Below are 14,151 nucleotides of genomic sequence, written 5' to 3' on the forward strand. Positions count from 1 at the left end.
GGTTATAAGAGACAGAATCCGATATAAAAGGAGAAGAAGGCAATGAGTGGACTGGATAAAATGAGATCCCGGATCCTTGAAGAAGCGGACCACTCTGCACAGGAGATCATCGCGAAGGCAGAAGCGGACGGCGCGGAAACGGTCAGGGCAGCTGTGGAACAGGCACAGGAAGAAGCTGCCAGGATCGAGGAAAAGGCAGAAAAGGATGCCGCTGACTATGGAAAACGCGTGGCGTCTTCCACGGATATGCACAGAAAGCAGGCATACCTGGCCGCGAAGCAGGAAGTGATCAGCGGTGTGCTTGAGAAAGCATATGCTGCTGTGATGGATCTGGAAGTGAAAGAGTATTTTGGCATGCTTGAGAAACTGCTTGAGAAATATACGCTCCCAGAATCGGGAGAGATCCGTTTCTCAAAGAAGGATCTTGGGCGGATGCCTGAAGGATTTACCGGAAGAATAAAAACAATCGCCGCAGAGAAAGGCGGAAGCCTGACACTCTCGGACAAAGCGGAGGACATCGACGGAGGTTTCCTTCTTGTTTACGGCGGTATTGAAGAAAACTGTACGATAAAGGCAGTGTTTGACTCGAAGAGAGAAGAACTGTCAGACCAGGTGAACAGGCTGTTGTTCCAGTGATCATGACCGCAAGGAGGGTTGAACTTGAGTAATACAAAATATACGTACGCGGTCGCGCGGATCCGTGCGCTGGAAGTCTCTCTGTTTTCTGACGCGGTCATTGAGCAGCTGCTGGCATGCAGGACAGCCGAACAGGCACTGCAGTTTGTCCGGGAGAAAGGCTGGGGTGACGTGTCGGCAGACGGGGATATGGACGCAGTTCTGAAGTGCGAGGAAGAAAAGGCGTGGCAGGTCATCCGTGAAGTGGCACCGGATATGCATGTATTTGATGTGTTGTCTTATCCCAAGCTGTACCATAACTTAAAGGCAGCGGTCAAAGAGGTCTGTACACAGATGCAGACTCCGGGCATTTTCTATGACGACTGTGACATTCCAGGCAGTGAAATGCTGCAGATCATTGAAAATAAAGAATTTTCAAAGCTGCCGGACGGCATGAGACAGGTGGCGGAAGAGGCCCTTGAGACAATGCTCCACACAGGAGACGGACAGCTGTGTGACATCATGATAGATAAGGCTGCTTTGGAGGCGATATATAAGGCAGGGAAAGCCTCCGGGGAAACTGTTATCGAGAATTATGCGGATACTACAGTGGCGATCGCGGATATCAAGATTGCGGTGCGCTCCCAGAAAACGGGAAAGAGTGCGGATTTTATGCGCAGGGCCATGGCCGGGTGCCGCAGCGTGGATATTGAGCGCCTGATCGGCGCCGCCCTTTCAGGTCCGGATGGAATTGCCGGATATCTGGAGGGAACTTCTTACGCAGGCGGCGCGGATGCATTGAGAGAGTCTCCGTCCGCGTTTGAACGCTGGTGTGACGACCGCATGACAGAGACACTGAAAGCACAGAAGTATGATAATTTTTCCGTGGGGCCGTTGCTGGGGTATCTGCTGGCACGGGAAAATGAGATTAAGACAGTTCGGATCATTCTGACCGGGAAGCAGAACGGTTTTCCGGATGACGCGATCCGGGAAAGGATAAGGGAGATGTATGTATAAGATTGCGGTGATCGGCGACTACGACAGTATCTACGGATTCGCCACATTGGGACTTGGCATCTTCCCTGTGAAGGATCGGGAGGAGACGCGGGATACACTCAGGCGCCTGGCGGAAAGTGATTATGGGATCATCTATATTACTGAAAAAGCGGCGGCTGAACTTGGAAGCGGACTCGAGGAGTACCGGGAAAGGACGCTTCCGGCTATTATACAGATCCCGGGCGTGTCCGGCAATACAGGAGCCGGTGTAGAAGGCGTGAAGAAGACCGTGGAGCAGGCGGTCGGGTCAGATATTCTGTTTGGAGGAGTAAACGAATGAGCACAGGAGTTATCAAGAAAGTCGCAGGCCCCCTCGTGATCGCGGAGGGAATGCGGGATGCAAATATGTATGACGTGGTCCGTGTGTCTAAACAGCGGTTGATCGGTGAGATCATCGAGATGCACGGAGATCAGGCGTCGATCCAGGTATATGAAGAGACTTCGGGGCTTGGACCGGGAGAGCCGGTGGAATCCATGGACGTGCCTCTGTCTGTGGAACTGGGCCCTGGACTGATTGCCAGTATTTACGACGGGATTCAGAGACCGCTGGACGACATTATGAAAATTTCAGGAAACAATTTAAAGCGCGGGGTGGAAGTTCCGTCTTTGAAACGGGATCTGAAATGGGAGTTTGTCCCTACAGTGAAGACAGGCGATCAGGTGGAAGAAGGGGACGTGATCGGTACAGTTCAGGAGACCGTGCTCGTTCAGCAGAAGATCATGGTTCCCTATGGAGTGAAAGGCACCATTAAGGAGATCAAAGCCGGAGAATTTACGGTAGAAGAAACGATAGCGGTAGTGGAGACGGAGAAAGGCGACAAAGAGCTGACTCTTATGCAGAGATGGCCGGTACGCCGGGGACGTCCCTATAAGAAGAAACTCCCTCCGGAGATGCCCCTTGTTACAGGACAGAGAGTCATCGATACATTTTTCCCCATCGCGAAAGGCGGTGTAGCGGCAGTGCCCGGGCCATTCGGAAGTGGGAAGACGGTGATCCAGCATCAGCTGGCAAAGTGGGCGGAAGCGGATATCGTAGTTTATATCGGATGCGGCGAGCGTGGGAATGAGATGACCGACGTGCTCAACGAGTTCCCGGAACTGAAGGATCCAAAGACAGGACAGCCGCTGATGCAGAGGACCGTTCTGATCGCCAATACTTCAGACATGCCGGTGGCCGCCCGTGAGGCGTCCATCTACACCGGAATCACGATCGCGGAATATTTCCGGGACATGGGATATTCCGTGGCGCTGATGGCAGATTCTACATCCAGATGGGCGGAGGCGCTCCGGGAGATGTCCGGGCGTCTGGAAGAAATGCCGGGAGAGGAAGGATATCCGGCATATCTGGGAAGCCGTCTGGCACAGTTTTACGAGCGCGCGGGACATGTGATCTCCCTGGGAAAAGAAGGACGCGAGGGAGCATTGTCCGTGATCGGAGCCGTGTCTCCTCCGGGCGGAGATACGTCGGAGCCCGTTTCGCAGGCCACGCTGCGTATCGTAAAGGTGTTCTGGGGCCTGGATTCGGCCCTTGCCTACAAGAGACATTTCCCGGCGATCAACTGGCTGAACAGTTACTCGCTGTATCTGGATGATATGGAGAAATGGTTTAACGCAAATGTAGCGGAGGACTGGATGGAAGGCCGGCAGAAGATGATGACTCTGCTCCAGGAAGAGGCAGAGCTGGAGGAGATCGTGAAGATGGTCGGAATGGATGCGCTTTCACCGGGCGACCGGCTGAAGATGGAAGCGGCGCGGTCTATCCGTGAAGATTTCCTGCATCAGAACTCCTTCCATGAGATCGATACGTATACGTCGCTGAAGAAGCAGCATATGATCATGCTCCTTGTCAATGCATTCTATGACAGGGCATCGGAGGCGTTATCCCAGGGCGCGTCTCTCCAGAAGCTGATCTCCATGCCGGTGAGAGAGCAGATCGGACGTTTTAAATATGTGCATGAGGACGCGCTGGATGAGGAATATAAGAAAGTAGATGAGGAACTGAGCGCGCAGATCGCCAGTGCATTTGTAAAGGAGGAACGGTAAATGCCTAAAGAGTACAGAACCATACAGGAAGTAGCCGGGCCGCTGATGCTGGTGCGCGGCGTGGAAGGCGTGACATATGATGAGCTGGGAGAGATCGAGCTGGCAGGCGGAGAGACAAGACGCTGCAAGGTGCTGGAGGTTGACGGAAGCGATGTGCTCGTACAGCTTTTTGAGAGTTCCACCGGCATCAATCTGTCCAACAGTAAGGTGCGTTTCCTTGGAAGGAGCATGGAGCTGGGGGTATCGGAAGATATGCTGGGGCGTGTCTTTGACGGCCTGGGACGTCCCATCGATGACGGTCCGGAGATCCTTCCGGACGCCCGCATGGATATCAACGGACTTCCCATGAACCCGGCGGCCAGAAGCTACCCGGAGGAGTTCATTCAGACAGGAGTGTCGGCGATTGACGGACTGAATACCCTGGTCCGCGGGCAGAAGCTTCCGATCTTCTCCGCGTCGGGACTTCCCCACGCACAGCTTGCCGCACAGATCGCGAGACAGGCGAAAGTGCTGGGAACAGACGAGAATTTTGCCGTTGTATTTGCGGCGATGGGTATCACCTTTGAAGAGTCCAACTTCTTTATCGAGAGTTTTCGAGAGACAGGCGCTCTGGACCGTACGGTGCTGTTTGTCAATCTTGCCAACGACCCGGCCATCGAGCGTATCGCCACGCCGAAGATGGCGCTGACTGCCGCGGAATACCTTGCGTTTGAAAAGGATATGCACGTTCTGGTCATCCTGACAGATATCACCAACTACGCGGACGCGCTCCGTGAAGTGTCCGCGGCCCGCAAGGAAGTGCCGGGACGCCGCGGATATCCCGGATATATGTACACAGACCTGGCTTCGATCTATGAGAGAGCCGGCCGTCAGAACGGGAAGAAGGGAAGTATCACCATGATCCCGATCCTGACCATGCCCGAGGATGACAAGACCCATCCGATCCCGGACCTGACCGGATATATCACCGAGGGACAGATCATATTGAGCCGTGAGCTTTACCGGAAAGGTGTGACACCACCTATCGATGTCCTTCCTTCTCTGTCCCGTCTGAAAGACAAAGGGATCGGAGAAGGCAAGACCCGCGCGGATCATTCCAACACCATGAATCAGCTTTTCGCCGCGTATGCCCGCGGCAAAGACGCAAAAGAACTCATGGTCATCCTGGGAGAGGCGGCGCTGACGGAAATCGACCTCATGTACGCAAAATTTGCAGACGCGTTTGAACAGGAATACGTATCCCAGGGATACAATACCGACCGCAGCATTGAAGAAACACTGGATATCGGCTGGAAACTGCTGCGTATGCTGCCAAGGAATGAATTAAAACGTATCGATGACAAATTCCTGGATCAGTACTACGGGACTGACCCCGAAGAGTAAGCGCAGCGGGTCTGCAAAATATTCTGAAAATATCGTAAAAAGGGGACAGGCCCCTTTTAAAAAGTGCCTGTCCCTTTTTAAGAGAATATTCAGACAATTATGAAGGAGGTGGCGTTTTGGCGGCAAAGCAGGTGAATCCGACCCGGATGGAACTGACCCGATTGAAAAAGAAGCGGATTACAGCAATCCGGGGCCACAAGCTTTTAAAAGATAAACGAGATGAACTGATGCGTCAGTATCTGGATCTTGTGCGTGAGAATATGGAAGTCCGCAAAAGAGTGGAAGCCGGTATTAAATCTGCAAATCGGAATTTTGTCATCGCAAAAGCGGGAATGTCGGAGGCGGCGCTTAATACAGCGCTCATGGCCCCCAAACAGGAAGTAAGCCTGGAAGCGGGGGAAAAGAATGTTATGAGTGTGGATATCCCGACATTTGAGTATAAGACTCGGACAGCGGATGAGAACGATATCTATTCTTATGGATTTGCGTTTACATCCAGTGATCTGGACGGCGCGGTGAAGTCACTGGCAGACGTGCTGCCGGATATGATCCATCTGGCTGAGACAGAGAAGGCATGCCAGCTCATGGCGGCAGAGATAGAGAAAACGAGAAGGCGGGTGAACGCGCTGGAGCACGTCATTATTCCGGAGACAGAAGAGAGCATAAAATATATTACGATGAAACTGGATGAAAATGAAAGGAGTACGCAGATCCGTCTGATGAAGGTAAAGGATATGATGCTGGAGGATGCGCATCATTACAGCGAAAAGCATGCGTGATCTGAAAGAAGCTTTGAGGAGGAACTGGATATGGATGCGCAGGAAGTGCTGAAAATAGTAGATCATACGGCGCTTAAAGCGATTACAACCTGGAAGGAGATAGAGAATCTGTGTGAAGAAGCGGTCCGATATAAGACCGCTTCTGTGTGTATCCCGCCCTCATATGTAAAACGGGTATCCGAAAAATACGGCAGAGATCTGGTCATCTGTACGGTGATTGGGTTTCCTTTGGGATACAGTACAAAGGAGACAAAGATCTTTGAGGCGGAAGACGCAGTCAGAAACGGAGCTTCGGAAATCGATATGGTTGTAAATCTTGGCGATGTAAAGGACAAGAGATATGACAGGATTACTGAAGAGATAAGAGAAATAAAACAGGCTATCGGAACACATATTCTGAAAGTGATCATAGAGACCTGCTATCTGACTGTAGAGGAGAAGGTGGAATTGTGCAGATGTGTTACCGATGCCGGTGCGGATTTTATTAAAACTTCCACGGGGTTCGGTACTGCCGGTGCCCAGTTGTCAGATATTGAGCTTTTTAGAAGCCATGTCGGATCCAATGTGCGGATCAAGGCGGCTGGTGGAATACGGACAAAAGAAGATCTGGAGGCGTTCTGCCAGGCAGGGACAGACCGGATCGGAGCGTCGGGAGCAGTGAAGGCGGTGGGGTGCCTGTGAGAAGATTTAAGCGTATTTTTGTCATTGTGATAGACTCTCTTGGTATTGGCGCAATGCCGGATGCGAAGGAGTATGGAGATGAAGGCGCGGATACACTGGGGCATATCGATGCGGTGGCAGAGCAACTGAGGCTGCCTGAGCTGGAAAAACTTGGCCTTGGAAACTTGTGTACACTAAGACATTTGCATCCCGTCTTTCATCCGCTTGGATATTTTGCAAAACTGAATGAGACCAGTGTCGGAAAAGATACGATGACCGGACACTGGGAGATGATGGGACTGCGTACGACAAAACCGCTCCGGACATTCACAGATACAGGATTCCCCGAAGAACTTATTGCCGAACTGGAGAAAAGAACAGGACACTTGGTCGTGGGAAACAAAGCAGCCAGCGGAACAGCAATTCTGGATGAACTCGGAGAACATCAGATCGCAACGGGAGATATGATTGTTTATACTTCAGCTGATTCCGTTCTGCAGATTGCGGGTAATGAAGAGACATTCGGCCTGGAAGAGCTGTACAGATGCTGCAGGATTGCCAGGGAGATTACCATGAAAGATGAATGGAAGGTAGGGCGGGTCATTGCCAGGCCATACATCGGAAGGAAAAAAGGGCAGTTCGTCCGGACAGCAAACCGGCATGATTATGCGGTCAGTCCATCAGGCACAACAGCTCTGGACGTGTTAAAAGAGGCCGGATATGATGTGATCGGTATTGGAAAGATATCTGACATCTTTAATGGACAGGGGATTACCGAGAAATATACATCAAAGAGCAGCGTACACGGGATGGAACAGACGATTCGTCTGGCAGAAAGAAAGTTCTGCGGGCTTGCATATATTAACCTTGTTGACTTTGATGCTCTCTGGGGCCATCGGAGAGATCCGGAGGGTTATGGAGCTGAACTGGAGAGATTTGATAAGAAACTGGGAGAGCTGTTGCCCCTGATCCGTGAAAATGATTTGCTGATGATCACGGCAGACCATGGAAATGATCCTACTTTTCACGGGACGGATCATACAAGAGAGCAGGTCCCTCTTCTTATTTATTCGCCGGGGCTGGAGGGAGGAAAAATACCGGACCAGTCTTCTTTTGGAGTAACAGGATGCACTGTGCTTGAGAATTTTGCACTGCATCTTGTCCCGGGGATGATAGGGAAACCTTTAAATCATCTGATAAAATAGAGACAAATTAAAAATACCTGCAGAGATTATGTAAACTCTGCAGGTATTTTCGTTATAGATGTTTTGCGGGATTACGAATACATTTAAATTTTATTCCAGATTTGCATGGCGGCTCATCAATTGTTCATTTGTTTCCGAAATAGACATAGAGTCTGTTAATCTTATAATGAGCGCATCACAAATGAGCAAGACACTCTGCTCAAAAGTATTGCCGCCAGGCTGGACAGAGCTTCTTGTGTTATCACTGTTCTTTGTTGTTGCAGCAGGGACTTCAATAATATAGTCTGCCAGCTGGCCAATAGGAGAATCTGGAACTGTTGTTAACAGTGCCAGAGATGCCCCGAACTTTTTGCATTTTTGGGCCATAGCTACAAGAGAAGATGTAGATCCGCTGCCGGAGGCGATGATAAGAAGATCTCCCGGCTGTATGGCAGGCGTGATCGTCTCTCCCACGACATAAGACTTCAGGCCGATATGCATAAGGCGCATAGCGAATCCACGGATCATCAAAAGGGATCTTCCGGCTCCTGCGACGAATATACGATCTGCGTTTAAAATCTGCTTTTGAAGTCCATCCAGTTCTGACGGATGCAGCTCTGAGAACGTATGCTGCAGTTCCTGCGTGATCTCTGACAGTATTTCCTGTGTAGTCATAAAGGTTTCCCTCCTTTCTCTATAAACGGTCTTTGCTTGTCGGGAAAACAATTTACGATACCATTCATTGTTATTATATTTTTATACGATTACGGTTTCTCTGATTGAGCCATTGCATGTTTCATAAGAATCACGGCTTCGCGGATGTCAGGCGCATTGTACAGGGCACCTCCCGCAATAATTATCTCAGGGTTAAGGTGGCAGTAATCTGAAATAGTCTGCAGATTGACTCCCCCTGCAACTGCCGCGTGTTTTGCGGGAATGGCAGAGACCAGCTCTTTTAGATCTCCCAGTGGTGTTTTTCCGTTTTTCTGCATATCGACTCCGGTATGTACACCGATGAGATCGACTCCGAGCGATAAAAGTTCCGGTGCGCGGGCTGCAATATCAGAGACGCAGATTAGATCCGCCAGGACTTTCCGCCCATACTTATGTGCCGTATTTACTACTTCTGTTATTGTGGCGTTATCTGAAAGTGCCAGAACGGTGACGATATCCGCGCCGTTTTTACAGATGTCCTCACATTCCAGAGCGCCTCCGTCAACGATTTTACTGTCTGCCAGAACGGTGAGTTCCGGATATTTTTCTTTTAAGGCTCGAACAGGGACCATTCCTTCCTTCATGATCACGGGAGTCCCCACCTCGTAAATGTCGATGATATCATGGATCTGTCCGGCAATCTCAAGCACTCTGTCAGTATCCGCCACATCAACTGCTATCTGTAAATTCATGCTTTGCCTCCTTCGGGTTTTGTCATTTCTTCCATTTCGGCGATATATTTTTCGGGATGGAGAAGAAAATCATATTTTTCAGGATTCTTCACGAAATTTTGGTAACAGGGAGTCCCAAATTCAATTCCCAGCTTTTTATTTTCCCTGGGGCGTACAATTTCAGCTGCAGGAAGATTATCGTAACGGGAATTCTGCCTTAAACAAAACTGACCGTCATTTTTTGTTACATAAACTGCCAGGCCGCCTTTTTTTTGTATTGGTTCATAAAACAGGGGGCAAGATACCACAGCTATATTGGAGAACATAGAGATTCCCTCTGTAGGATTAATGGAACAATGTCCGTAAAACGGAGGGATAATGACAGACTCTCCTTCCTTAGCGTGTACAATGCGGATTTCGTCGATTACATGAGATTTGTCAGACTGAAAATCCAGACATTTTTGAAGTACAAAAATGATTTCACCACAGATGACCTCATATACTTCAGGATAGGGACAGGATCCATTTTCGACAAAGCCGTGATAATGACCTGAGGTTTTTTTAAACTCATTATTTACCGTACCGGGTTCAATCGCAGTAATGTCATAACGAAAATCATATTTTGCGAACAGGCTGGCATGTTCCGGAAAAACAATATCTCTATATGCGGTATAGAATAATTCATCCGTAGTTATATCGTTTGCATTCATTAAAAGTCCGGTCATCTGAGATGTATATTTTTTCGTACTGCCAGCGCAGGTGAGCTCGTCGGTAAACTGCAGTTCCCTTGTATCTTTGTCAAAATAGATTGGAAGCCCCGAATATATTATTTTCATATTCTCACCTACTTTCCTTTTGCTTTATAAGACCGATTTTCTGAGCCGCAAGTATGCAGGCACCCAGCGAACCGGCATCACTCCCAAGCTGTCCGGTCACAATCTCACAGTGCTGGACAGGATGCATCAGTTTTTCCTCAACAAGATCACGGACCGGGCGGAGGATCCGGTCACCGGCAGCAGAAACGCCTCCGCTAAGAATGATCATATCCGGATTTAACAGATTGATCAGATTCATAAGACCGATGCTTAGTTTTTCATTAAAAATCCGGAGGGCATTTTGGCTTGCTGGGTCACCGCTGTCACTACCTTTACAGATCATTGGACCGTCGATGGCAAAAATGTCGCCCTTGGCATATTGCATAAGAATACAGTCGGGGTATTCCAGGACAGCTCTTCTCGCATAACGCATTAGAGCCGTTGCACTGCAGCAGCTTTCAAAGCAGCCTCTCCTGCCACATGCACAGAGATCTCCTTCAGGATCAATTGTCATATGTCCTGTTTCTGCCGCCACGCCGTCACGGCCCCGCAATAATCTGCCGTCTGAGACAATCCCACATCCCAGACCTGTGCCCAGAGTGAGCAGGATCACATTTTGCTTTCCCTTTCCGGCTCCAAGATAGCATTCGCCCAGTGCATTGACAGCACCATCGTTTTCAGCTATGACAGGAACCCCAAAAGCATGGGAAAACGGAGTTATTACATCTATATTTCGCCAACGGAGAAATTTGACCTCGTAGGCCAATCCTTTCCTGCTGTCTGTCAGCCCGGGAATTCCGATTCCAATCCCTAAAAGGGAGAGCGGAGTAAGTGCATTTTCTTGTAGAAGAGACTGTAGTCCGTTTATCATAGCCTGAAATACTGTTTCCGGTGATCCGCGAAAAGGAGTAGGAATGCTTTTTTTATATACGGTGCCCATGTGTTCATTCATCAGGGCAAATTTGATATTTGTTCCTCCCAGATCTATTCCAGCCAGATATTTCACTTTGTAATCCTCCGTTAAAGTTTTACCCACGCTTTTTTTCTTGCACTTTCAAGAATCTTGTCACAAAGAAGTATTTCATGACGTCCTGTTTTAAAATCTGCATAAGGCGGATTGTCTGAGGGATTCCCGATACCCGCGTACATTGCCCGGAAACTGTTTTTAAAAGCGTCGGGAAATCCTTCTCCGTGTCCGCCCGGATATCCTGCATTGATCTGGACAGATTCACTGAGCATGCCGGGATCTTTCTCAAAGGTGCAGTTATAATCGCCTCTTTGGCCCAGCCAGATTTCATTGCAGGTGTCGCAGCACCAGGTAGCTGACTGCTTTATTCCCGCAATATTTATTTTGAGTTCCGCTTTGCGGCCCGGGATGATCTGGCTGAATACGGCACACCCGAGAATATTATTGTCAAGGCGGAACATAAGATTCGCGTGATCTTCTGTGGTGACGGAGATGTTTTCATATTCTTCAGAAAGCTGGCCGTTTCCTCCAAAAGTATCTGCGGCTTTTTTCGGCTTTTTTCTGGTTTCGTGTAAGATTAGAAAATCTGCGCAGACATCTGTTACTTTTGCTCCGGTAATATTTTCAATTAGATCAAGCCAGTGTGTTCCTATATCAGAGACTGCTCTGGTACTGCCTGATTCGGAAGACTCTACACGCCAGTTATAATCTGTGTCATAGAGCAGCCAGTCCTGAGCAAATTCTCCGTATACCGCATGGATCTTTCCGAATTCTCCGTTTTGTACCATCTCTTTTAACTGAGCGGTCATGGGATACCAGCGGTTATGATAGTTCACTCCGTTCATAAGACCTTTTTCTTTCGCTTTGGCGATCATGCGATCTGCTTCTTCCAGGGTGCAGCACATTGGCTTTTCGCAGATGACATTGATATTGTGATCCATTGCGTACAGGGCAATTTCGCAGTGCGTAAAATTGGGAGTGCAGATATGTACTACATCCAGGGACTCTTTTTCGATCATATCTTTATAATTAGAATATCCCCTCGGGACTCCAAGTGAGTTAGCCTTTTCGCTGGCTCCTGCAGAATCTGCCAGAGCTACAACTTCAACGTTCGGAAGCCTTCTGAGCGCTTCGATATGGGCGGCTCCGATAAAACCAACTCCAACGATCCCGGCTCTGTATTTTTTCATAAAAACATACTCCTTTCCTAAATGATGTTTAAAAGATTATGATTGGGAGGCGAGAGTTTCCATACGCCTATAGGCCTCCGCAATCTCGCTGACAACTTCTTCAGGCGACATTTTTGCAAATCGTTCATAAGTAGGCTTTATGGGTTCGCAGAGCACTGGGCCGTCATATCCATAATCACGGAACAGTTTCCAGGGAGTGACAGAATCGATGACCCCGGTAGTCATAGGCATTGCCCGGGTCAGATCTTTTTGTTCAAACATCTTCCTGCCGGCAATTCCGTCATTAATATGGAAACAGACCATACGGTCGTTATGGACTGCTGCGTACATCAGATCCTCGCGTCTGGCGCCCATACAGGACCAGTGGAATGTGTCAAAGAGAAAGCCGATTTCATTGCTGATGGAATCAGCAAGAGAGAGAACACCAGCGATCGTTCTCATAAAAGGATTGCGAAAACTGCAGAACAGATCCCAGGGCCCGAGAAATTCCAGACCATAATGGATACCATAGGCAGACAAGATGTTGTATACTTGGGTAATCCGGTTTATGTGCCATTCAAAATTTTCCTGGAACTCACGGACATTACTGCCTGGGAAAATATGATTATAAGCCAGGGTCACTCCCATTTTTTCTGCATTTTTTGCCCAGATCTGTAATTTAGCCAGTCCCTCCCGGAACATTTCGTCTGTCGTATTCTCCCAGTAAGAGTCCATTGGCATGGGGAGAAGTCCCCATTTCAGTCCCAGATCATCCAGGAGCTTTCGGGCTTCTGTAGCAGCATTTTCATCTTCCAGAAGTTCTTCTGTCGGAGCAATACCGCCGATACCATATTTTTTGACCAATGGAGCGAGCTCTTTTATGGTTCCCGGAACCTGATAAAAAACCGGGCCAGCATCAAATAGTGTGTACATTAGAATACCTCCTTGTTTGAATATTTGCATATGAAGTGGTGAAAGTTATTGAAACAATAATAAAAAATATTGAAATACTAGTTATTATTATATTTACAATGATTTATGCGAAATGTCAATAGAAAAACAGAATTAAGATATGTGATTTATAAAAATAATTATTAAATTGACAAAAAGTTCTTTTGCAAGAAAAATTTTTATGATATGATAGGACACAAGTATATAAGGAGGAATGGGCGTAATGGAGCAAAGTAAAGTAGAGAAAAGACATAATGAGATATTAAAGATGCTCAACAGCAACGACTCTGTAACAGTCGCGGAGTTCTGTGAAAATCTGAAATGCAGCGAGTCCACTATCCGGAATGACCTCGCATTTTTGGAAAAAAACGGGCAGTTGCTGAGGACTTTTGGAGGAGCTGTCAAGACGGGGATTACTCCGTATAATCTTCTGGATGTGAAATTGCGCAAATCGATATACTTGCAGGAAAAGACGGAGATTGCGAGATGCGTAGTTGAAAAACTGATCGCTCCTCACATGACAGTGATACTGGATGCCGGAACTACCTGTCAGGAGATTGCAGTAGAAATGGCAAGACAACGAATACCGGGAACAGTCATTACAAATTCCTTTTACGCGGCAGCCGCATTAGTACAGGCAGCGGATACAATCGATCTTTATATGTTCGGAGGTCTGTTTGATTCCTCGCGGGGGAGGTTTTATGATGTTTATCTGCCCAATGCTTTTGATCATATGAGGGCGGATCTATATCTGATGGGTGTTGACGGGATCAATGCAGATTCGGGAGTTTCGATCACAGGAGTGGATGAGATACAGACAAAAAGGCAGTTTATGGGGATTTCCCAGAAAACAGTGGCTGTGGCGGATCACTCGAAAATGGGGCGTAATTCGCTGCGCCTCCTGGCATCTTTTGACGAGCTTGACGCAGTTGTGGTCGATAAAAAGACTCCCGCTGCGGATGTGAGCAGGCTTCTTGAAAAAGGAGTGAAAGTTCTCGGCGCGGAGTGAGGACTTTTATTATTGGTAAGAAAACGATGATTGGGTAAGGGCAGAAAGCAAAGAAATGCTTCTGCTCTTATTTTTTGTGAAAAATGATGCAATATAAAATAATTATTATTGACATTTTATCATATATGTGTAAAA

At 48.2% G+C, this 14,151-nt stretch carries 15 protein-coding genes; 9 read left to right on the forward strand and 6 right to left on the reverse strand.

Features of this window, described 5'->3' with window-relative positions; translation table 11 throughout:
* Positions 1-42 precede the first annotated feature (42 nt).
* The 8 genes from BQ7367_RS05660 to BQ7367_RS05695 all read left to right on the forward strand — a co-directional run bounded on the left by BQ7367_RS05660 (position 43) and on the right by BQ7367_RS05695 (position 7,741).
* Positions 43-636, forward strand: a complete 594-nt coding sequence (locus tag BQ7367_RS05660) for a V-type ATP synthase subunit E (protein ID WP_072524575.1) — start codon at positions 43-45, stop codon at positions 634-636.
* Between the two features lie 24 nt (positions 637-660).
* Entirely contained in the window at positions 661-1,632 is a 972-nt protein-coding gene (locus BQ7367_RS05665) for a V0D/AC39 family V-type ATPase subunit (protein ID WP_072524576.1), read from the forward strand.
* Positions 1,625-1,951, forward strand: a complete 327-nt coding sequence (locus BQ7367_RS05670; RefSeq protein ID WP_072524577.1) for a V-type ATP synthase subunit F — start codon at positions 1,625-1,627, stop codon at positions 1,949-1,951. Before BQ7367_RS05665 ends, BQ7367_RS05670 begins: the two co-directional genes overlap by 8 nt.
* Positions 1,948-3,714, forward strand: coding sequence for a V-type ATP synthase subunit A (locus BQ7367_RS05675; protein ID WP_072524578.1), 1,767 nt, complete (start codon positions 1,948-1,950; stop codon positions 3,712-3,714). Before BQ7367_RS05670 ends, BQ7367_RS05675 begins: the two co-directional genes overlap by 4 nt.
* Positions 3,715-5,097 (forward strand): V-type ATP synthase subunit B, encoded by a 1,383-nt coding sequence (locus BQ7367_RS05680; RefSeq protein WP_072524579.1) that lies wholly within the window; start codon positions 3,715-3,717, stop codon positions 5,095-5,097. It abuts the gene before it with no gap.
* Between the two features lie 116 nt (positions 5,098-5,213).
* The gene (locus BQ7367_RS05685; protein ID WP_072524580.1) at positions 5,214-5,876 is read left to right on the forward strand and encodes a V-type ATP synthase subunit D; all 663 of its coding nucleotides are present in this window, start codon (positions 5,214-5,216) and stop codon (positions 5,874-5,876) included.
* A 30-nt stretch (positions 5,877-5,906) separates the two neighbouring features.
* A complete protein-coding gene (gene deoC, locus BQ7367_RS05690; RefSeq protein WP_072524581.1) occupies positions 5,907-6,557 on the forward strand; it encodes a deoxyribose-phosphate aldolase in 651 nt (216 codons plus the stop codon).
* Positions 6,554-7,741, forward strand: a complete 1,188-nt coding sequence (locus BQ7367_RS05695) for a phosphopentomutase (protein WP_072524582.1) — start codon at positions 6,554-6,556, stop codon at positions 7,739-7,741. Before deoC ends, BQ7367_RS05695 begins: the two co-directional genes overlap by 4 nt.
* A gap of 90 nt (positions 7,742-7,831) precedes the next feature.
* Here BQ7367_RS05695 and hxlB read toward each other — a convergent pair whose 3' ends face one another.
* From hxlB to BQ7367_RS05725, 6 genes are all read right to left on the reverse strand, one after another.
* A complete protein-coding gene (gene hxlB / locus BQ7367_RS05700) occupies positions 7,832-8,395 on the reverse strand; it encodes a 6-phospho-3-hexuloisomerase (RefSeq protein ID WP_072524583.1) in 564 nt (187 codons plus the stop codon).
* Between the two features lie 89 nt (positions 8,396-8,484).
* Positions 8,485-9,126, reverse strand: coding sequence for a 3-hexulose-6-phosphate synthase (gene hxlA, locus BQ7367_RS05705; RefSeq protein WP_072524584.1), 642 nt, complete (start codon positions 9,124-9,126; stop codon positions 8,485-8,487).
* The gene (locus BQ7367_RS05710) at positions 9,123-9,941 is read right to left on the reverse strand and encodes a glucose-6-phosphate isomerase family protein (RefSeq protein WP_072524585.1); all 819 of its coding nucleotides are present in this window, start codon (positions 9,939-9,941) and stop codon (positions 9,123-9,125) included. Before BQ7367_RS05710 ends, hxlA begins: the two co-directional genes overlap by 4 nt.
* 4 nt (positions 9,942-9,945) lie before the next feature.
* The gene (locus BQ7367_RS05715; RefSeq protein ID WP_072524586.1) at positions 9,946-10,926 is read right to left on the reverse strand and encodes an ROK family protein; all 981 of its coding nucleotides are present in this window, start codon (positions 10,924-10,926) and stop codon (positions 9,946-9,948) included.
* 14 nt (positions 10,927-10,940) lie between these two features.
* Positions 10,941-12,077, reverse strand: a complete 1,137-nt coding sequence (locus tag BQ7367_RS05720; RefSeq protein WP_072524587.1) for a Gfo/Idh/MocA family protein — start codon at positions 12,075-12,077, stop codon at positions 10,941-10,943.
* A gap of 36 nt (positions 12,078-12,113) precedes the next feature.
* On the reverse strand, positions 12,114-12,989 hold the full coding sequence (locus BQ7367_RS05725; protein WP_072524588.1) for a TIM barrel protein: 876 nt from the start codon (positions 12,987-12,989) through the stop codon (positions 12,114-12,116).
* 241 nt (positions 12,990-13,230) lie between these two features.
* On the opposite strand from BQ7367_RS05725, the gene BQ7367_RS05730 reads away from it, so the two are divergent.
* Positions 13,231-14,016 carry a DeoR/GlpR family DNA-binding transcription regulator gene (locus tag BQ7367_RS05730; RefSeq protein WP_072524589.1) on the forward strand — a complete coding sequence of 262 codons (786 nt, stop codon included), beginning with the start codon at positions 13,231-13,233 and terminating at the stop codon, positions 14,014-14,016.
* The last annotated feature ends 135 nt before the right edge of the window (positions 14,017-14,151 follow it).

This window comes from Clostridium sp. Marseille-P3244 (assembly GCF_900120155.1).
Taxonomy (GTDB): Bacteria; Bacillota; Clostridia; order Lachnospirales; family Lachnospiraceae; genus Mediterraneibacter.